We start from the raw sequence: 18,764 nt of genomic DNA on the forward strand, positions 1-18,764 counted from the left end.
CTCTTTCACACCATGTTTTTGTTGATTCAGCTTCTCGCAAGGATTTATTTATCTGTTGGCAAAATCGCGCCTGTCATGTTTGCTCCATCTAAATTTGTCCATAACATGAAAGCCCCTTTTAAATTTGTCCACAGCATAAATGCTCCCTTAAGATTTGCACCTGTCAAGCTGGCTCTGGTGAGATTGGCACGATTGAGATTCGCTCGGTTTAAGCTGGCTCCGTTTAATACTGCTTCATCGAGATTTGCACCCGTCAAATTCGCTTCATTCAAAATCGCATTATGCAAATTGGTGCGAATTAAATAAGCACCGCGCAGATCGACATTACTGAGATCCGCTCCGCTTAAATTTGCGCCCATCAAATTTGCACCACTCAAATTTGCACCACTGAGATTGGCATTAGAAAGATTTACCCCGTTCAAATTTGCACCACTGAGGTTTGCCTTCATCAAAAATGCCCCCGTGAGATTTGTCCAGCTCAAATCGGCTTCGATAAGATTGGTTTCGTTTAAATTTGCCCAGCTCAGGTCGGAACCAATGAGATTGGCTTTCTCTAAGTTTGTACCCTGCAAATTTGCCCAACCTAAATTTGCTCGACTCAAGGAGCCGCCACTCAAATTCGCATGAACTAGATCGACGGCATTGAGATTCGCTTCATTGAGAATTGCACCACTAAGATCGACTCCATGGAGTTCAGCACCCGTGAGATTCGCTTCTGTCAAATCAACATTCATCAAGCTGGCTTGACTCAGATTTGCGCCACTAAGATTTGCCTTAATCATTAATGCGCCTGTAAAGTCAGAGCTACTAAGATCGGCTCCTAGCAAATTCGATTCGATAAAAAATGTGCCATTGAGCTTAGCCTGACTGAGATTTGCTCCATTGAGGCAGGCTCCAGTTAAAGTGGCAAGACTAAGATCTGCATTGATTAAAGAAGCGCTCGTCAGATTGGCACTATTGAGATTTGCTGCCACTAAATAAGCATCATTCAGGCAAGCTCGTTGGAGGTCGGCACTGATTAACAGCGCAGAAGTGAGATTAGCTTCTGTGAGATTAGCTTCGACTAGATTAGCGCGACTAAGATCGGTTTCATGGAGAAATGCCCCTGTCAGATTTGCTTTTGCAAGCATTGAGTCTGCAAGTTTGGCGTTACTGAGATTCACGCGCTTAAGATCTGCCCCCTTGAGGTTGATTCCTTCTAGGCTAGATTTGGTAAGATTTGCTTTGGTAAAGTCGGTAAGAAGATTCACGCCTGCCTCATTTTGATTCGTTGTACTCGTTACATTTCAAGAAGATTTTTGAGCATATAAATGTTCCTTTAGGTTCCCTAATTTCTCCTTGATTGGGCTTAACAAGATGGCTGCGTCTCAACTTAATACAATTAGAATACATGAGGAAAATGGTGATGCGATCGCCTTGCAATATTTGGCTTAGATGCTGGCTGAGATACTAAGGTTTTCATAACGAATGACAAATATAGATGTAGATACAAATCAACAGGATTTACGAGAAGATTTGCACCAACCTGTTATGGGTAAGGTGTATTTGGTAGGTGCAGGTCCTGGAGATGCGGGCTTAATGACTCTTAAGGGTAAGGCACTATTAGAAACCTGCGATGTGGTGCTGTACGATGCCCTAGTCAGTGACGAAATTCTTGCCATGATTAATCCGATCGCTGAAAAAATCCACGCAGGTAAGCGTCGTGGTAATCATTCGCTTTTGCAGGAGGAAACCACCCAGCTATTGATCGAAAAGGCTCAAGAACATGCAATTGTTGTACGTTTGAAAGGGGGCGATCCGTTTATTTTTGGGCGTGGTGGTGAAGAATTGGCGGATTTGCGAGCCGCAGGGATAGCGGTAGAAGTTGTGCCAGGAATTACTTCAGGGATAGCAGCTCCAGCCTATGCAGGAATTCCCTTGACTCATCGCGATTTTAGCTCGTCGGTTATTTTTGTCACTGGGCATGAATCAGCAGGGAAATATCGCCCACAGGTGCAATGGACAGCGATCGCGCAGGCGGCGGAAACGATTGTGGTATACATGGGACTGCATAATTTGGGGGAAATCGTTACCAAATTAGAATTAGCAGGTTTGCCAGAATCAACACCTGTAGCCTTAATCAGACAGGGGACACGCGCCGATCAGTCAGAATTGATTGGCTGTTTGGGTAATATTGTCGGATTGGTGCAGGAGGCAATGTTTGCTCCACCTGCGATCGCCGTTATAGGCAATATTGTCAATTTTCGCAATTGCACCCAAATGTTAAACTAATCTTTTTAAGGGAAAAAAGCTAATGGGAACCAGTGAAGTGAGTATTCCTGCTGAAATAGATGACAATAACCATCGTCTTGAAGTTCAGATACACGATATTTTAGAAGCGCTTACTGCAACTGAGTCATTTGTAGCGGGGATAGATTTTTTAGAGTTTAGTCGCGATCAAAAGACAATCTTTGCAGTGGAACGAGCGATCAGTATTATCGGAGCAACGGCAAGACGGTTGCCGATTAGTTTTATGGATCGATATCCCCAAATTAATTGGCGGAGCTTAACTAGTGTCGGTGATAGCTTGATGTTTGGTTATTTAGAAGTTGATCTGAATACTTTATGGAAGTTAACTCAGCAGGATGTACCTTTTATTAAGGCACAGATGAAAAAAGCGATCGCAAATTTATAGAATTTGAGAGTGAGTCCTTTTGGGACTTACTTTCTTAAATCAGCTTTCCGCAAATCCATCCCTCGAGGCGATCGCAGGTTTCGGGAATTCCATAACTTGGTTGTTGCAATGTCCATGCGGTTTGAATTGCAGCAAATAAGGCATCTATGGTGTCGCCTGAAGCATCTTGAGTGCATTCGGAGGCGAGAGCATTGTTGATATTGACACCAAAGCTGTATGCCTCTTTGAAACTAGGCGATCGCACTTGATTAATCATCTCTTGACGTAAAAGTTGCATCTCTAGGGTTTGTTTGCGCTTTTCGTCAGATTTATAGCCGTGTTTACCAATGAGACTTCTGGCGATGATGGCAGGATAAACCTCAAGGATGATGCGTGGATCGTTGGTGGGATGACAGGGCAAAATGCTAAATCCTGCTGCTAGCATTCTTGGTGCGCCTTCAAAAAACATCTTGCCCACTGGCACACCATAGATTTTCATGGGACTAATTGCCCCTGTGAGTTTGTCCGTATGTCGCAAATGTTCGCGATCGCCGATCGCGCGATCTTGACGGTATTGATTTAAAGTTGCCACAAATTCAGTCTTAGACATTTGCCCGACGATCTGGACATATTCTGCCCAAGTCTTGCCCCATTGCAAATTTTCTATTAATTTACGCGGTTGTCCGAGGGGGAAGTCAACTCCTGCTATCCAAGTAGGCGATCGCCTTAGGAATTCCATAAAAGAGGAAAAGTCGATAAAGCGATAGAACTTCTCAATATGTAAAATATCTACTTCTATCCAAGCCTCTGCTAAGACGATTGCCTTCGTTTTACTAGGAGCGCTTGTAAAATCAATTCCATATACTTTCATATAGCTTTATGAAACAGAAAAGGCACTTTGTGCCTTTTCTGTTTTTATCTATTGGGACTTACACAATGCTAACGAATTTACTAGGTTTCGGATAGATGTGGTGCGGGCTTTGCCCGCACCACATCTATCCGATGCGTAAGTTTTATCTATTTCTAACTTTGATTTCAATTTGTGGTGGAGGCGGGGTTGGAGTTGGTGAGGGAGTAGTGGGTGTTCCTGTGCTTTGTGGAGTTGGCGGTGTGGGTGTTCCTGCGGTTGGCGTTGGTAGAACCGATGATGGAGTCGTTAAAGGTGTTGGTGCTGTAGAACTCGCAGTATCTTTTAGTCCAAGAGTTAGCTGATAGGGAACTTCTGCATTGCCTCCTAGCCCCTTTACTTGAACTGTATACTCACCATCTGTGGCGATCGGTACATTTGCACTCAAAACATTAGAGGCATCAGGCAGAATGATGCCTTGAGCATTAAAAACTGTGATTAATACTCCATTACCTGCAACTGTGCTGTTGAGAACCTGTCCAGCCTTAGCTTGAATCCTGTAGATGTGAACTGCATTACCAAATATGTTTTTGGGAATTGTCAGCTCCTTATTTACTTCCAGATTGATTGCTTGATTAATTGATTCACTAGAAGCTGTCTTGGGTATTTGCGTAGAAGTTGCGTCAGTTGTGATCGGTTTTACAGGCGATGGCTGATTATTGATAATTACTGATGACTGATTACTTCGCATCATCGCAGGCAGTGCAAAAGCTGCAATTACGGCTACCACTGCCAGCAGTCCTCCAAATAGAAATAGAACTCCTGAGTTAGAGCTAGACGAAGAAGATGCAGCTACCGATCTTCGGCTTGGTGGGCGATCTGTAGACTTAGCATTAGATTGAGAAGTTGTTAACCGACTTGACTCCGTTAAAATTGTTGATCTAACGAGCTTGCTTGTGGTGGCTTGGCGTTCAACTTCGGTCATCGTGGCAAAGGTGGTAATACCTTGTTTGACCTCTCGGACAGACTGATAGCGTTGAGTATAGTGATAGCGCACCATTCTGGTTAAAACCATAGCTAAGCCATTACTGACTCTAGCTTTGTCCCGCCACACTAATTCTCCTGTCGCAGGATCGGTGGGTAAGTCGGTAGGTGCATAACCTGTGAGCGCCTTGATTGCTACCATTCCTAACGCATAAATATCACTACTGTAATTTGGTCTACCTGCACATTGCTCACTGGGCATATAGCCGGGGGTTCCAATGGTTACGGTAAATCGAGATTCCCCTTTCTCATTAGCAACTAGTTGGGTATTAGCATCCTGCATGGCTCGTACTGCGCCAAAGTCAATGAGGACAATTTTTTGGTCTTTCTTGCGGCGAATTAAATTATCTGGCTTAATATCGCGGTGAATGACTCCTTCAGAATGCACAAACTCTAAAACTTCTAGGACATCTTTCAAGATTTTGAGTACTTCAACTTCGCCAAGTTGCTTGTCTCTAATCGGTGCATCAATATTTTGGAGTTCCTCTAGAATCTTTTCTTGGGTTTGATTATCAAGATCGGATACTTCAGGTAAGGGGGCTTTTAATTCTTCATGGAGCGATCGCCCTTCGACAAATTCTTGAACTAAGAAAAATTGCTTGTCTTCTTCAAAATAGGCGAGCAACTGGGGAATTTGATCATGCTTACCGAGTTTTTCGAGAGTTTCTGCCTCAGTGTTAAATAATCGTCTAGCCTCACGGATAAAAGTTGGATCATCACTTGCGGGTTTGAGTTGCTTGACTACACAAGGGGGTGAACCGGGACGACGCATATCCCTAGCGATGAAAGCCTGCCCGAATCCTCCTGCGCCGAGCTTTTTGATCAGTTTGTAACGTCCATCGAGTACTTTGGCTGGCATGGCGATCGTCTCTCTAGTTATGAGCTAATTATGGGCTAGTTATGGGCAAGGATTATTTCAGGAGGCATCTCATGTTTATAAATAGCTATATTAAGTCGTATCATGGGGATCTAGACAAAATATTTTCAAGTTTCAAAGTGAATGAATCTGATTGTGGAAACGGATGTACTTGCTCAACAAATCCATCAAATTGATGATGAATTATCTAAGCGATCGCTAGCTCTCGATCCCAGTGGCTACTTTATTATTTATGTTGATCGCCAACAAAACCTAATTTGTGCGAAACACTATAGTAATTTCATCAATGAACAAGGTTTAGCAGTTGATCCTGAAACTGGTAAACCAATTCCTGCTAAAGGCAAGGTAGACCGCCAAGCTATGCAATTGTTTACAGGTAGAACAGCCAAGGAACTCTGTGTAGAAATTTTTGAGAAAACCCAGCTTTGTCCTGTTACACTGTTCGACCATGCGGCTTATTTGGGACGAGAAGCGCAACGTGCAGAATTAGCGTTGTTGCAACAGCAAGAATATATCCAAGACTGATCAAGACTTGAGCAAGATAAATACTTACGATGAACGGCGCTTGCCGAGAGGCATCGTAATCCTATAGATATACTCATAGTCATAAAATAATCATAACTACATTAGTCATAAGCGCCAGATGTCACCTTCGAGCATCATCATCAATAACTGGTGGGAAATCCAAGTCCTCGCTGAACAGTCTTTAGAAGAGCAAATTTTTTGGCGACTACAAAATTTTGGTTGCCAAGGCATGGTAACTCATAAAAAAGATGGACAGATCCGAGTGAATAGTTACTTGCCAATGGAGAAGGGAACTGTTTTGGATTTAGCGGCTCTGGCTCTATGGCTCAAACAAGATGCGATCGCCTGCAATTACGAAGCTCCGATAACTCAGTGGACAGTCATTAATGATGAGGACTGGTCATCGAGTTGGAAGCAGCATTGGAGTCCGCAGGAAATTGGCGATATGTTGGTGATTTATCCTGCTTGGATTGACCCACCGACAGATAGCGATCGCAAGATCTTACGGCTTGACCCCGGTAGTGCCTTTGGTACGGGCGCTCATGCAACGACACAGTTATGTTTAGAAGCCTTAGAAATGCGTCTTTGGGGGGCAAAGCCTGAGGATAATATTGTGGTTGCCGATGTGGGTTGTGGTTCAGGGATTCTCAGTATCGGTGCTTTGTTAATTGGTGCTAGCCAAACCTATGCGATCGATAACGATATTTTGGCGATTAAGGCGACTAATCATAATCGTCAACTTAATAACATCCCTGAGGAAAAAATCTGGGTACAGGAAGGCAGTATTCAAGATTTAATTGCAAATATGCCTGCTCCTGCCAATGGTTTTACCTGTAATATCCTCGCTGACATTATTGTTGATATGGTTCCCTATTTCGATAAGCTAGTTGGTGGAAATGGCTGGGGGATTTTGAGTGGGATTTTGATCGAGCAAGTACCCAAGGTTGCCGATGCCCTTGATGCCCATAAGTGGGTGGTAGCAACTTTCTGGAAGCGTCAGGAATGGGCATGTTTAACGATTAGGCGATCGGAATATTAAAAAAAGGAACGTGCATAGCACGTTCCTTTTTTAAGCGCGCAAGAGGGTTTAAGGATTGATTGGGCGTACTACCATAATGCCGATCGCGTGATCGACACGCTCGACATAACGCTGTAAATCAGGAGCAATTTTTACCTTTCCTGATGGCGAGGCATGGATAAAACCTGTATCTTTGGCAGTGAGATAGACTAATCCTGTATGGGTGGTATCTAAACCTTTGAGATCTGTGACTACAGCAATAATATCGCCAGTTTTTAATGAGGGATAGATCGAATGGATTTTACGAGATGGAATATATCGCAATGGCTGCGATCGCATTTCTAGTTCCATTCGCTTTTCCATCGCCAAAATACATTGATAATTGGCTTCGCTATTCTTGAGACGAGGATATTTTTGCCAATGACTACTCATAAAGTTTAGGGTCTTGTTAAGTGGAATGCCCCCTAGTTCCTCAGTGCGATCACTCACAATACCTCGTTTCTGATTATCGCGTATCCATTCCGAGAAATAATGCAAACGACTGCAATAGCCATCTAGCTTACCGTCCGCATAACGCACTTCTTGAATATTCTGGACAAAGTTCTCATAGGAGGGATTCACTGCTAATAAATTCCGTGAGAATGCTAAAACTGTTTCCACAAATAGCACACAGTCAAATTCTGTAAGTGAGACAAATAGCTTTTCAGATTCCCCTTGATCTAATAATCCTTCACGATAGCTTGTCCCAATAAACTGTGCAGAAACGGTTTGAATAACTTCACTAAATGATAATTTTGATAATTGGTGATCGCTTAATACTTGCATCAATCGCTGATATTCTAGCTTTTCAGCAGAAGATTCTATAGACGAATTTTGGGAAGAGTTAGGAGATGAAGCTTTGTCCTCAATCTGTGTATTTTTTGCTGTGACAAGAATCTGATCTTTTTGATCAATATTTTTGACATTGGGAATGAAGTAATCGCTAAAAGATAGTCCTACTAAAATAATTAGTAAAAATGGTTTGATCGTTTGGGGCATGAATTCCTAATTTGTCGTTTAGGCGTTGTAAGTTGCTTGATGACTGATCCCAAAAAAGATGTAAGCATGAAGCCGCATCTCTCAGTATAAATCTTGTTAAGTAGCTCAGAAAACAAAGGCAAATTATTGGGCTGTCCGCTTAGCGGACAGCCCAATAATTTGCCTTTGCTGCGTAAGACCTAAGTGGGAACAAGTTCACCGGGGCGCAATTTAGTCCATTTTCCCATTTCGGAGACAAAGCTCTCACAACCAACAACATCCCATTCCATTTGAATATCGTCAGTAGATTTTGTACGGATATTAACGTTGATTGTGGGAGAAATTGCCTCAAAGTCTGGAAGATCGGTTAAATGAGGTTGCAGATGTAAAGCTTCGACTGAGTGGTAAGTTATGCAGCGATCGACATAGGTGCAATTGACGCAGATACACATGGCAGTTATACCTAATTCATGGGGCTATCCTAACAAAAAAATCCTTGAGGTGTTTACCAAAAGTCTGTACAGCAAACCTACAACGCTTTGCGCTCAAAACCAAACAAGAAAAATCTTGAAAACTTTGCAAGGCAAAGTTTTCAAGATTTTTCTTGTGATTCGTTTGGTCGTGCTGTAGGTACTGGTCAGTTAAACAGTGACACCGCGCAATGATCACAACTCCATTATGGAAATCAGTCGATGATATAGCCAAATCGCGAGACAGGCGCTAAGGTTTTGTATTTGCCAACCTATTATCCTGATTTTAATCCGATTGAGATACTGTGGTCGGTTTTCAAATATTTGATTAGGTTATTTAGATTTCATTCTCATAGAATGCTTCAGTATTTAATCAATGGTTTTCCTTTTTTGTTAGAAAAACTTTTCTTCAAAAATTGCTTTACTAAGTATTGTTATTATGATGCTTAATCTGTCAATAGACTGTAGTAGATTAAAAATATATCAATTACACAATGTAATATATTACATTGTGTAATTGATATATTTTATGTTGATTTTAAGCTAATTTTCTTAGTAGCTTGTGAAACCCTGATTAAATAAAATTGTGACTTTATCTTTAGATCAAATAACGCATCTCCTCAATGGTTTAAAAAGCTTGCCGCCTTTACGAAAGCAAGAACAGACATTTATGGAGATTGCGGGATATCCACACTTCGAGAATGTTTGTAGCAATATACTTCAGTTTTATCTTCAACCATCTAACGAACATGGATTTGGTTCACTTCTGTTAGATTCGCTGTTTACACTCATCAATGAAAAGAATGAAAAGGTAGTAACTAATGGTCAAAATATTGATGTGCGACGTGAAGAATCTACCTCTGAAGGTAAACGTATTGATCTAATAATCGAATCAGATGATTTTCTTTTGGGGATAGAAAACAAGATTTTTGCTGATGCTTATAATCGGTTCGATACAGCCTATTGAGGGAAAGAGTAGTACAAGATAAGCTAGGATAGCAAAACCCAAAAGAGAGTAAAAAATGGCACCTTACTCACTAGATCTCAGAGAAAAGATCGTAGCAAACTACGAAGCAGGAAATACATCGATTCGGGAAGTAGCGAAGCAATTTCAAGTCGCGACGAAAACAGTGCAAAAACTACTGAATCAATACCGAGAGACAGGAGAACTAAACCACAAACCATTAGGTAGTCCAATCAAAAGTCCCCTCGAAGCGCATCAGGAGAAAATCCTCGAAATTGTCTCAGAGCATCCAGATTGGACACTATGGCAGTACTGTGAAGAAGTAGCAGAACAAACAGGAGTATCAGTGACCACAGGCAGCATGTGCCGATTTTTCCAGAGGCATAACATCACTCTAAAAAAAAGACCTATCGCCATGAAAAGGTAAAAAGTGAGGCAGTACAACAGCAAAGATGTGAATTTTGGGAAGCATTGAATGAAGTGAAAGCTGAAGATCTGATTTGTATTGATGAAACGGGAGTATGGCAGGGGATGGAACGCTCTGTGGCAAGAAGTGAATGTGGCAAAAGAGTATTCAGTCTTCGTCCCTTTTACAAAGGTCAGAAATACACAATAATTGGCGCTATTTCAGTTGATGGGATTGTTTGCCTGAAAACGATTCAGGGTTCTATGAAAGGAGCAGATTTTCTCACCTTTGTCCAAGATGACCTAGTACCTAAATTACGTCCTGAGCATAGGATCATCATGGATAACCTCAACTGCCATAAAGTTGAGGGGGTCGCAAAAGCAATTACAGCGACAGGTGCTAAGATTTTGTACTTACCCACCTATTCTCCTGATTTTAATCCAATTGAGATGATGTGGTCGGTTCTCAAATATTTTATTAGATTGCTTAGACCTCATTCTCAAAAACTACTTCAGCATTTAATCAACGTTTTCCCTTACTTGTTAGAAAAAGATTTCTTCAAAAATTGGTTTACTAAGTGTTGTTACTGTACTACTTAATCCCTCAATGGACTGTAAGTATGCAGAACATCTTAATAAGTACTTGCGGAAAGATCGCCAAGTTTACAAGGTATTATTATCAGTCTTCCCTATAGATACATCAAAGGTTAAATTACATGGATTTAAGCCTATTACTTATCAATTGCTATTTGAGCAAGTGTTCGCGAATATTGGCTCTTATTTTCTGACTGGTCGTGAGCCACACACAATATTTTTGCGTGACTTTATCCAAACCATACAAAATTTACAAGAGGCAACTTCTATGGATGAACAATGATTACTATATTTTGCTGATAATCAGAAAAGTATTTCAAAACTACTTGCTGAAGTGATTGAGATGCAAAAGGATATGAGAAAAAAAGTAAAGCAATTAAATGAAGTTGTTCTTTCCGATGATGTCTTTTCCCAATCCCCTTACCCGATCAAATCTGGCTTCTGGTTGCCTTCGGCTTATTTGGTGGCTGTATCTTGGTACACAATTGTCATAAGTGATTCCTTGTCATTACAATTCAACGTAGTGCTAACTCCGAAAGGTTGGTATTTGGACTTCTTTGATCTTAAGCTTAAGAGGACTTCTAAACAAGTCGAAGATTGGGTTAATGATCGCAAAATAAAGTTTAAACTCAACAGTGAAAAAAATAGACTTATCTATATAGGTGAAAATGACAGTTTGCCATATAGTGCGAGTCCTGAAGATTCAGGGAAATGGGCACTTGATATGTTGAAAAGACTGACAGCCACTTTAGACTGATTGATTAGCCTCTTTATTTCATTACATTTTTAGATCGACAATGCTTTACCCCTAACCTATAAGTCAATACTGGCAAATATTACTGTGCTACTTACGCTCGAAACTGCTAAATTTAATTAATAATTAACATAAGGATGTAGTCAAAACTACACTTTTCTGCTGTTTTTTAGATCTTTGTAAAGCTAAGCCCCCCGTAAATCATATGCCTAAGAAGTCCACAGTTATTTCTCCCTCGATCCTTTCTGCTGACTTTAGCCGTTTGGGTGACGACATTCGTGCAGTTGATGCGGCGGGTGCGGATTGGATTCACGTTGATGTGATGGATGGTCGTTTCGTTCCAAATATCACCATTGGTCCATTGGTTGTGTCAGCAATCCGTCCTGTAACCACCAAAATTTTAGATGTGCATTTGATGATTGCTGAGCCAGAGAGATATGTACCTGATTTCGCTAAAGCTGGTGCAGATATCATTACTGTTCATGCAGAGCATACCGCTTGCCCTCATTTACATCGCAATCTTTGCCAAATCAAAGAACTTGGTAAATTAGCTGGTGTATCCCTCAATCCTTCCACACCTTTGAGCTTCATTGAGTATGTTCTCGACTTGTGTGACTTGGTTTTGATCATGAGCGTTAACCCCGGATTTGGTGGTCAGAGCTTTATTCCTAACGTTATTCCTAAGATTGTGAAGTTGCGTCAAATGTGTGACGATCGCGGACTTGATCCTTGGATTGAAGTTGATGGTGGTTTGAAGGCAAATAATACTTGGCAGGTTTTAGAAGCTGGTGCTAATGCGATCGTTGCGGGTTCGGCAGTATTTAATGCTCCTGACTATGCTAAAGCGATCGATGGTATTCGCAACAGTAAGCGCCCTGAGTTGGTAACAGCATAAATTACAGCTTTTTAAAAGTGTGGCGAAGCAACACTTTTAAAAAATTGATTGGTTCAAGATTAAAAAAGAAGCGGTGCAATACACCGCTTCTTTTTTATATGAGCAACTTGGGTGGAATCGATAAAAAGAGAATTCCGTTGGCAGTCCAAGGTTGAGATTCTGGTAGTACTAAACCAATAATGCCAGCTTTTTTCAATACTAATGCTCCCTTAGCCTCTCCCCAAAGCAAGGTTTCTGCCCATGTGGTCAGGTCAGGTTCATGACCAATTATCCCTAGAGATGCCCTAGCAGGTTGGGGATGTTGACTGAGCCATTCTGTAGCCCATTGGAGCCAAGCTTCAAAACTTCCTTCTGGAGCAAGTTCTGAGGATTGCTGCACAGGACTACTAAAGACATTAGTGAATATCTCGGCGGTTTGCTGAGCACGAACGAGAGGGCTAGTTTGCAATAGGTCAAAGCGCAAGCCTAAATCATAGAGACGCTTCGCAACTTGTTTCGTTTTCTTCCGCCCCTCATCGGTGAGAGGACGCAGAGTATCATCCTCATAGTTCTCGCGATTCTCAGCAATGCCATGACGGATTAAATAGAGGCTAGGCATTGACTAACAACCCTTCAAGAAGTCCTTCAAATAAAGCCTTGCCGTCAGTCCCGCCCAAAATGCCTTCAGCAGCACGTTCGGGATGGGGCATCATGCCCAAAACGTTACCTTGTTTGTTGCAAATCCCTGCAATGTTAGATATTGAGCCGTTAGGATTAGCATCATCGGTGATATTGCCGATCGCATCACTATAACGGAAAACAACTTGATGGTTATCTTCCAGTTCCTTGAGCGTATCCGCATCTGCAAAGTAGCACCCTTCACCATGGGCGATCGGTAAAGAGATTACCTGTTGCTTTTGATATTTCTTGGTGAAAGCTAAATCATTGCGCTCAACTCGCAAAGGTGCGCGATCGCAAATAAAGTGTAAGTCACGATTTCTAACTAATGCACCTTGCAATAAGCCTGATTCAGTCAAGATCTGAAATCCATTACAAATGCCAAGTACATACTTCCCTTTAGCGGCGTGTTCTTGCAAAGATTTCATTACAGGTGCAAATCTAGCGATCGCTCCACAGCGTAAGTAATCACCGTAGCTAAATCCCCCAGGGACAACGATGACATCACAATCGCTAATATCGGTGTCACTATGCCAGATCAATCTCGTGGGCTGTTGCAGAATTCCACTAGTAACCGTAGCAACGTCGCGATCGCAGTTGGAACCGGGGAATACGAGAATACCAAATTTCATATTGTCAATTCCTAAGCGATTGGGGTTAATTCAACGCGATAATTTTCGATAACAGGATTTGCCAGCAGCTTGTCCGCAGCTTCATCCAATTTCTGAGATGCTTCAGACTCATTATCAGCATCAAGAACAATTTCCACATACTTACCGATGCGAACCGAGTCAACGTGATAGTCCATTTGCTTGAGTGCCGACTGCACAGCCGTGCCTGCGGGGTCGAGAACCGATGGACGTAAGGTGACAAATATACGGGCTTGATACTTCATGCTGAGGAGTTAATGATCTGGCAATTGTTTAGAAGCGATCGCTATGTATAACTGAATATATAAGCAATCAATGCGATCGATCATATCGTAAATTGCAAAGCTCTACTTATTTCTCAGCTCAGTGATTTGTTCCAGACTAAGTCCTGTAGCTTGAATAATTGCCTCATCATCTAGAACTGCTAGTAATTGTTTAGCAATTTCTAGCTTTGCTTTAAGCTCACCTTGCTCTAAGCCTTGCTGTAGTCCTTGCTCTAATCCCTGTTCCAAACCTTGTTGCAGTCCCTGTTTTACAGCTTTCTTGATAGCATTGCGTTGATCATGGATAAATATTTCATGATGCTCAAGTTCATCCAACTCTTCACGGGTAAGGTTGGCTTGATTGGCAATTTCAAAGGCTTTTTGAATGGCTGGGACAGAACCCATCACGGGAGGCACGATCTCTAGCTTTTTGGCAGTTTTTAGGAAATATAGCCATTTATCCGTTAAAGTTTCTAACTCTTCTAACTGTTTACGAAAATTTGGCAGTTCAATAAATACCAATTCGATATCATAGATGGGATAGTCAGTGAGATAGGTCTTTTCCTTAAGAATAAAGCGAGAGATAAGCTGATTTAGTTCTGGGAACATCGGGAAATCAGTGATAGTAAGGGCAATCACTGGTTCAAGATCTATATAATCTTCACCAACTTCAAGCTGATTTGAATAGGTTTTAGCCGCATTATAGAGAATTCGTTTTTCAAAACCTTCTACATTTAAAACCTGCATTTCAATAATGACATTGGTAGTGTTATTAATCGTAGCTTTAACATCTAGATAGGTATCTTTGATCCCGCGAATACGTGGAGCAAGATAGGGATTCAGGATTTCGATCGCTGTAATCGTATCGTTGCCTTCGTAAAGCATGGCATTGAGAAAGCTAATCAGAATATCGTGGCTTTGTTCAGAACCAAATATTTTTTTGAAAGCAAAGTCAGTTTTAGGATTAATAAAACGCATATTTTTTAACGCATATTTGTACTAAGGGCTTTGCAACTTAATTTTGATGGTGCGGCGAAGCCGCACCATCAAAAAATTGTGTTCTTATATTGTTATAAAACATATCGCCTATAAAAGAGAGAGGAGCGCGATCGCGCTCCTCTCTCTTTAGTTAGTCTTCATCATCGAAATCATCGTCATCTTCTTCATCGTCATCATCATCGAATTCCACATCATCATCCACTAGCTCATCGTCAAAGCTGCGACGACTACGAGGCTTATCAATGACGCGGATTGGCTCGATGCGAGGCTCAATGATTTGATAATTACGGGCAGTATTGTCATCAATGATTACATCATCCGCTTCTTCGTCATAGCCGAGATCTGGCTCATAGCCAGTATCCACATCAACGATTGGCGTATCGTAAGCATTGAAGCCAGTACCCGCAGGAATCAGACGACCGATAATCACGTTTTCCTTCAGACCACGCAACCAGTCAGACTTACCTTCGATCGCTGCCTCGGTGAGAACACGAGTAGTTTCTTGGAAACTCGCTGCCGAGATAAAGCTGTCGGTATTCAAACTTGCCTTGGTAATACCCATCAACACAGGTGTGTAGTCCGCAGGTGCGCCACCCGTAATTTCCATTGCTTCGTTGATTTGCTCAACTTGATGGAGTTCTACAAGTTCCCCTGGTAAGCGAGTGGTGTCGCCACCATCCTCAATACGTACCTTAGAGGTCATCTGCTTGACGATTACTTCGATGTGCTTATCGGAAATATCCACACCCTGAGATTGGTATACCGATTGGACTTCGTTCATCAAGAACTCTTGTACCTTCTGTAAACCAAGGAGTGCTGCTTGACGAACGCCAAGGGATTCCTTATAAGCATGGAAGTAAATGTCGAGAATATCATGAGGATTCGCGGGACCATCGGTAATCGCTTCACCAGCCAAGACTTTTTGACCATCGGAGATAATCACACTCTGACCCGCATTGAAGGAATAGTCGTCATCCAATGTGCCATCATCGCCAAGAATCTTGACTTCAGGATTATCATCAGAGTCATAGGTAACTTGAGCAGTACCTGAGGTACGGGCAAGTACGCACATTTCCTTGGGCTTACGGGCTTCGAGCAATTCTTCAATCCGAGGTAGACCTTGGATAATGTCCCCTGTTTTTGCACGCTCAAATACCAGTAGCGCAATGTTGTCACCCCGTTGGACGAGGTCAGCATCATGGATTTGTAGCAGTGCGCCGGGGGACACGAGGTAAGGACGACCGATACGAAAGACAACCTTGCCATCTTCAACTTTGAGAACTTGACCCGATTCTTCAGTAATTACACCTGCGCCAATTTCGTCACCTGCTCTTAGCAAATCTCCAGGTTGAACGCTGGGGCTAGGACAATCGGTGGTGATGCAATCAGCTTCAGTGACTACGAGCAATCGACGTACTACTTCTGAGCCTTGGCGAATACCGCGAATTTGTCCCGCACGTTTGCAAAGAATTTCGGTACGAGCAACAACTGCTCCGGGGTCAATGCGATCGCCGTCATTTACGAGTAAACGAGTCCGCGAATTGCTATGGGCAGGATCGCCAGAGGTATCTTGACGAATCACGAGGGATTCGAGAATTACTAACTGTAAACGCAAGCTACCAGGGTCTTTGTCGTTAGGAATAAACTCGATATCGGCTGCCAATTGAGGCGCATCGGTATCAACTTCTAACAACAATTGGGTTTTGAGTAACTCAACGCTATCGATCGCCTTCACGCGATCGCCATCCTTATAAGGAATGCGTTGCACAGCTCGCAAACCGATGGAACGACCTTCTTGGTTTACCGACTCTTGGCTAGGAACCGTAGGAACATCAGGTACTTGGTACTCTTCCACAGGACGCAAAAGTAACGCAGGACCTTCTGTGGAATCCAAATACTCCACATAGCGCAATTCAGGGGAAACCAACCCGGGCATAATTTCTGTGCCAGGGTAAGCCAAAGAACCATTCTTTTGCATTGCCGTTTGAGGATCGTCAACCAAGTGTAAATCCCCTGGTTTGATCACGATTTCACGCAAAATATCGTTCTTTTGGAATACTTCGACAACGCCTGCGGTTTGGCTGAAGATATCCTTCACAACTTCAGTACCAGCTTCGATGAATTGGTTTTCTTCGACCATCAACAACGAAGCATCTTTGTTGACTTCATGGGTTTCTTCAGGAACCCAGAGCAATGTACCGCCCTTGACAACTTCGTAGCCCTGTTTGCCCTTGCTGCGCTTGGCAACTTCCACGCCTGCAAATTTGATAATACCGCCACTCTTCGTGTGGTAAGTATCATCAATCAGCTCTGCCACCACCTGATTATTAGTCAGCTTAGTTCCGGGGGAAGCCTTGAGGGAGAAGCTTTGACCGCCTTGGGTTTCGAGAATATAATGCTCACGACCTTGGTAGCTTTCTTCCTTAACGATCGCCTGATCAAGCACTACCGAAGCGGTAATAATTTCCACCTCACGATTATGGCGGCTGTCTTCTTCGCTCAGACGTACCACACCACCATGCTCAGTAATCAAGCGAGTTTCGGCTAAAACATCACCTTCAACAACTTGTTGTTCATTCTTGACAGTTGGTTCAGCACCGGGAGGAAGATTATAAACTTCCCCAGCCAAGACCCAAACCCGACCTTTTTCACCACGAGCTACATAACTAGTGTTGCCTTGACGGTCTTTCTTCTCTTCGATCGCCAGATCTGAGAAGAGAACTTCACCAGCTAAACCAGTATTCAGCGCTTTAGTTGCCTTTTCGGTCGTCTTACGAGAAGTCTTACCTGTTGCCGAAACCTCAGCCATTAATTGAGCTTGAGTAACTTTCTGTCCATCCCGTACTAGCAAGGTCGAACCTTGGGTAACAGCATAAACGCGCTTACCCTCAGCACTTTCGAGCGTGAAGTCGCCGTTAGATTCGACGATAAACGCATCTTCACCGTGACGAGTACGCATAGGGCGGACTTTCAGCTTCTTACTGTATTTGACTACACCATCATAGGGAGCGCGTTGTTGTTCAGCAACTTCCCCAGTAAATACACCACCAGTGTGGAAGGTACGCATGGTTAGCTGTGTACCAGGTTCACCGATGGACTGGGCGGCAATAATCCCCACAGCTTCACCGATATCTACTAATTCGGCATGAGCCAAGCTCCAGCCATAGCACATCTGACAAACCGATCGTGTCGATTCACAGGTAAATGCCGAGCGGACACAGACCTCTTCAACGCCTGCCTTTTGGACTGCCAAGGAGAGATCTTCAGAAATCTCTTGGTTCCGCATGACGATCACTTCGCCAGTATTAGGATCGACAATATCTTCAGCAGCGACACGACCAAATAGGCGATCGGACAGCTTAATTAAGGTCTTTTCCCCATCACGCATTGCTTTGAGCTTAATGCCGCGAGTAGTACCGCAATCATTTTCCCGAACGATCACATCCTGCGATACGTCTACCAGACGACGGGTGAGGTATCCAGAGTCGGCAGTCCGTAGCGCAGTGTCTACCAGACCTTTACGCGCACCATAGGAAGAAATGATGTACTCGGTAACAGTCAGCCCTTCACGGAAGTTGGTTTTAATCGGTAAATCGATGATTTCCCCTTGAGGATCTGCCATCAAACCGCGCATACCGACTAACTGACGTACCTGCGAGATATTACCCCGCGCCCCAGAGAACGCCATCATGTACACGGAGTTAAGAGGGTTATTACTCTTAAAGTTTTTTACCACCTCATCCTTGAGGTTCTCGTTAGTGACGTTCCATGTGTCAATTACCTTTTGGAAACGTTCTACTTCTGTGATTTCGCCTCGGACATAACGATTCGCAGTTTCTTCAATCTCTTGCTCTGCCGCCGCAAGTAGAGCCTTTTTACTGGCAGGTACTTGTAAGTCATCAATACTGATCGATACCCCAGCCTGAGTTGCGTAGCGAAAACCTAACGCCTTCAGTTGGTCAGCAACATTAGCAGCGCTAGTGGTTCCATAATGGGTAAAAGCCCAAGCAATCAGCTTTTTGAGTTGCCCTTTGTCAATGGTGCGGTTAATAAAGCGTTGAGGCTTCTTTTCTTCAGGCGAATCCGTGTTGCTAATCGTGAAATCTGCCATGGTATTAAGCTATTAAATAAT

Annotated in this window: 20 protein-coding genes and 1 pseudogene; 11 read left to right on the forward strand and 10 right to left on the reverse strand. The window is 42.9% G+C overall.

The features are described from left to right. Window positions 1-44: 44 nt before the first annotated feature. The gene (locus NMG48_RS14990) at window positions 45-1,250 is read right to left on the reverse strand and encodes a pentapeptide repeat-containing protein (protein WP_271252298.1); all 1,206 of its coding nucleotides are present in this window, start codon (window positions 1,248-1,250) and stop codon (window positions 45-47) included. A gap of 280 nt (window positions 1,251-1,530) precedes the next feature. Between NMG48_RS14990 and cobA the strand changes: the two genes are divergently transcribed. Beyond that, window positions 1,531-2,271, forward strand: a complete 741-nt coding sequence (gene cobA / locus NMG48_RS14995; RefSeq protein ID WP_271255283.1) for a uroporphyrinogen-III C-methyltransferase — start codon at window positions 1,531-1,533, stop codon at window positions 2,269-2,271. Between the two features lie 22 nt (window positions 2,272-2,293). After that, a complete protein-coding gene (locus NMG48_RS15000; RefSeq protein WP_126387382.1) occupies window positions 2,294-2,674 on the forward strand; it encodes a HepT-like ribonuclease domain-containing protein in 381 nt (126 codons plus the stop codon). A 34-nt stretch (window positions 2,675-2,708) separates the two neighbouring features. Here the strand turns inward: NMG48_RS15000 and NMG48_RS15005 are convergent, their stop codons facing one another. Together NMG48_RS15005 and NMG48_RS15010 are read right to left on the reverse strand one after the other, a co-directional pair. Next, the gene (locus tag NMG48_RS15005; RefSeq protein WP_271252299.1) at window positions 2,709-3,524 is read right to left on the reverse strand and encodes a DUF429 domain-containing protein; all 816 of its coding nucleotides are present in this window, start codon (window positions 3,522-3,524) and stop codon (window positions 2,709-2,711) included. A gap of 142 nt (window positions 3,525-3,666) precedes the next feature. Continuing rightward, window positions 3,667-5,403: a serine/threonine-protein kinase gene (locus NMG48_RS15010; protein WP_271252300.1), complete on the reverse strand. Its 1,737-nt coding sequence runs from the start codon at window positions 5,401-5,403 to the stop codon at window positions 3,667-3,669. Between the two features lie 141 nt (window positions 5,404-5,544). On the opposite strand from NMG48_RS15010, the gene NMG48_RS15015 reads away from it, so the two are divergent. Both NMG48_RS15015 and prmA read left to right on the forward strand, forming a co-directional pair. Further along, the gene (locus NMG48_RS15015) at window positions 5,545-5,946 is read left to right on the forward strand and encodes a DUF4346 domain-containing protein (protein WP_271252301.1); all 402 of its coding nucleotides are present in this window, start codon (window positions 5,545-5,547) and stop codon (window positions 5,944-5,946) included. A 118-nt stretch (window positions 5,947-6,064) separates the two neighbouring features. Next, the gene (prmA, locus tag NMG48_RS15020) at window positions 6,065-6,985 is read left to right on the forward strand and encodes a 50S ribosomal protein L11 methyltransferase (protein ID WP_271252302.1); all 921 of its coding nucleotides are present in this window, start codon (window positions 6,065-6,067) and stop codon (window positions 6,983-6,985) included. A 48-nt stretch (window positions 6,986-7,033) separates the two neighbouring features. Here prmA and NMG48_RS15025 read toward each other — a convergent pair whose 3' ends face one another. Both NMG48_RS15025 and NMG48_RS15030 read right to left on the reverse strand, forming a co-directional pair. Next, on the reverse strand, window positions 7,034-8,002 hold the full coding sequence (locus NMG48_RS15025) for an N-acetylmuramoyl-L-alanine amidase-like domain-containing protein (protein ID WP_271252303.1): 969 nt from the start codon (window positions 8,000-8,002) through the stop codon (window positions 7,034-7,036). 179 nt (window positions 8,003-8,181) lie between these two features. Then, window positions 8,182-8,433 carry a Ycf34 family protein gene (locus NMG48_RS15030; protein WP_271252304.1) on the reverse strand — a complete coding sequence of 84 codons (252 nt, stop codon included), beginning with the start codon at window positions 8,431-8,433 and terminating at the stop codon, window positions 8,182-8,184. Between the two features lie 282 nt (window positions 8,434-8,715). Between NMG48_RS15030 and NMG48_RS21835 the strand changes: the two genes are divergently transcribed. From NMG48_RS21835 to rpe, 7 genes and pseudogenes are all read left to right on the forward strand, one after another. After that, window positions 8,716-8,901 (forward strand): hypothetical protein, encoded by a 186-nt coding sequence (locus NMG48_RS21835; protein ID WP_441339177.1) that lies wholly within the window; start codon window positions 8,716-8,718, stop codon window positions 8,899-8,901. A 136-nt stretch (window positions 8,902-9,037) separates the two neighbouring features. Continuing rightward, complete coding sequence (locus tag NMG48_RS15040) at window positions 9,038-9,418, forward strand: PD-(D/E)XK nuclease family protein (protein WP_271252305.1); 381 nt, start codon at window positions 9,038-9,040, stop codon at window positions 9,416-9,418. 55 nt (window positions 9,419-9,473) lie between these two features. Next, window positions 9,474-9,842, forward strand: coding sequence for a helix-turn-helix domain-containing protein (locus tag NMG48_RS15045; RefSeq protein ID WP_271251623.1), 369 nt, complete (start codon window positions 9,474-9,476; stop codon window positions 9,840-9,842). Between the two features lie 29 nt (window positions 9,843-9,871). After that, window positions 9,872-10,420 (forward strand): annotated as a pseudogene (locus NMG48_RS15050) (transposase); the annotation flags it as partial. A gap of 7 nt (window positions 10,421-10,427) precedes the next feature. Beyond that, on the forward strand, window positions 10,428-10,697 hold the full coding sequence (locus NMG48_RS15055; RefSeq protein WP_271252306.1) for a hypothetical protein: 270 nt from the start codon (window positions 10,428-10,430) through the stop codon (window positions 10,695-10,697). 51 nt (window positions 10,698-10,748) lie between these two features. After that, window positions 10,749-11,171, forward strand: a complete 423-nt coding sequence (locus NMG48_RS15060; RefSeq protein WP_271252307.1) for a hypothetical protein — start codon at window positions 10,749-10,751, stop codon at window positions 11,169-11,171. 202 nt (window positions 11,172-11,373) lie between these two features. After that, complete coding sequence (gene rpe / locus NMG48_RS15065) at window positions 11,374-12,063, forward strand: ribulose-phosphate 3-epimerase (RefSeq protein WP_271252308.1); 690 nt, start codon at window positions 11,374-11,376, stop codon at window positions 12,061-12,063. Window positions 12,064-12,157: 94 nt separating this feature from the next. Here rpe and sixA read toward each other — a convergent pair whose 3' ends face one another. From sixA to NMG48_RS15090, 5 genes are all read right to left on the reverse strand, one after another. Further along, window positions 12,158-12,661 (reverse strand): phosphohistidine phosphatase SixA, encoded by a 504-nt coding sequence (sixA, locus tag NMG48_RS15070; RefSeq protein WP_271252309.1) that lies wholly within the window; start codon window positions 12,659-12,661, stop codon window positions 12,158-12,160. Then, window positions 12,654-13,352 (reverse strand): phosphoribosylformylglycinamidine synthase subunit PurQ, encoded by a 699-nt coding sequence (gene purQ, locus NMG48_RS15075; RefSeq protein ID WP_271252310.1) that lies wholly within the window; start codon window positions 13,350-13,352, stop codon window positions 12,654-12,656. Before purQ ends, sixA begins: the two co-directional genes overlap by 8 nt. Before the next feature lie 11 nt (window positions 13,353-13,363). Next, window positions 13,364-13,615, reverse strand: a complete 252-nt coding sequence (purS, locus tag NMG48_RS15080) for a phosphoribosylformylglycinamidine synthase subunit PurS (protein WP_271252311.1) — start codon at window positions 13,613-13,615, stop codon at window positions 13,364-13,366. 102 nt (window positions 13,616-13,717) lie between these two features. Beyond that, entirely contained in the window at window positions 13,718-14,611 is an 894-nt protein-coding gene (locus NMG48_RS15085) for an Rpn family recombination-promoting nuclease/putative transposase (protein WP_271252312.1), read from the reverse strand. Window positions 14,612-14,762: 151 nt separating this feature from the next. Further along, window positions 14,763-18,743, reverse strand: a complete 3,981-nt coding sequence (locus NMG48_RS15090) for a DNA-directed RNA polymerase subunit beta' (RefSeq protein WP_271252313.1) — start codon at window positions 18,741-18,743, stop codon at window positions 14,763-14,765. Window positions 18,744-18,764 lie beyond the last annotated feature (21 nt).

It is taken from the genome of Pseudanabaena sp. Chao 1811 (assembly GCF_027942295.1).
In the GTDB taxonomy this organism is placed as follows: Bacteria; Cyanobacteriota; Cyanobacteriia; order Pseudanabaenales; family Pseudanabaenaceae; genus Pseudanabaena.

Bases quoted from the DNA above. Each gene is read 5' to 3' on its own strand.
- NMG48_RS15090 (WP_271252313.1), bottom strand. From the start codon at position 18,743: ATGGCAGATTTCACGATTAGCAACACGGATTCGCCTGAAGAAAAGAAG.
- NMG48_RS15010 (WP_271252300.1), bottom strand. From the start codon at position 5,403: ATGCCAGCCAAAGTACTCGATGGACGTTACAAACTGATCAAAAAGCTC.
- NMG48_RS15045 (WP_271251623.1), top strand. From the start codon at position 9,474: ATGGCACCTTACTCACTAGATCTCAGAGAAAAGATCGTAGCAAACTAC.
- purQ (WP_271252310.1), bottom strand. From the start codon at position 13,352: ATGAAATTTGGTATTCTCGTATTCCCCGGTTCCAACTGCGATCGCGAC.
- NMG48_RS15055 (WP_271252306.1), top strand. From the start codon at position 10,428: ATGGACTGTAAGTATGCAGAACATCTTAATAAGTACTTGCGGAAAGAT.
- NMG48_RS15015 (WP_271252301.1), top strand. From the start codon at position 5,545: ATGAATCTGATTGTGGAAACGGATGTACTTGCTCAACAAATCCATCAA.
- NMG48_RS15030 (WP_271252304.1), bottom strand. From the start codon at position 8,433: ATGTGTATCTGCGTCAATTGCACCTATGTCGATCGCTGCATAACTTAC.
- NMG48_RS15085 (WP_271252312.1), bottom strand. From the start codon at position 14,611: ATGCGTTTTATTAATCCTAAAACTGACTTTGCTTTCAAAAAAATATTT.
- NMG48_RS15000 (WP_126387382.1), top strand. From the start codon at position 2,294: ATGGGAACCAGTGAAGTGAGTATTCCTGCTGAAATAGATGACAATAAC.
- sixA (WP_271252309.1), bottom strand. From the start codon at position 12,661: ATGCCTAGCCTCTATTTAATCCGTCATGGCATTGCTGAGAATCGCGAG.
- cobA (WP_271255283.1), top strand. From the start codon at position 1,531: ATGGGTAAGGTGTATTTGGTAGGTGCAGGTCCTGGAGATGCGGGCTTA.
- NMG48_RS15025 (WP_271252303.1), bottom strand. From the start codon at position 8,002: ATGCCCCAAACGATCAAACCATTTTTACTAATTATTTTAGTAGGACTA.
- prmA (WP_271252302.1), top strand. From the start codon at position 6,065: ATGTCACCTTCGAGCATCATCATCAATAACTGGTGGGAAATCCAAGTC.
- NMG48_RS15005 (WP_271252299.1), bottom strand. From the start codon at position 3,524: ATGAAAGTATATGGAATTGATTTTACAAGCGCTCCTAGTAAAACGAAG.
- rpe (WP_271252308.1), top strand. From the start codon at position 11,374: ATGCCTAAGAAGTCCACAGTTATTTCTCCCTCGATCCTTTCTGCTGAC.
- purS (WP_271252311.1), bottom strand. From the start codon at position 13,615: ATGAAGTATCAAGCCCGTATATTTGTCACCTTACGTCCATCGGTTCTC.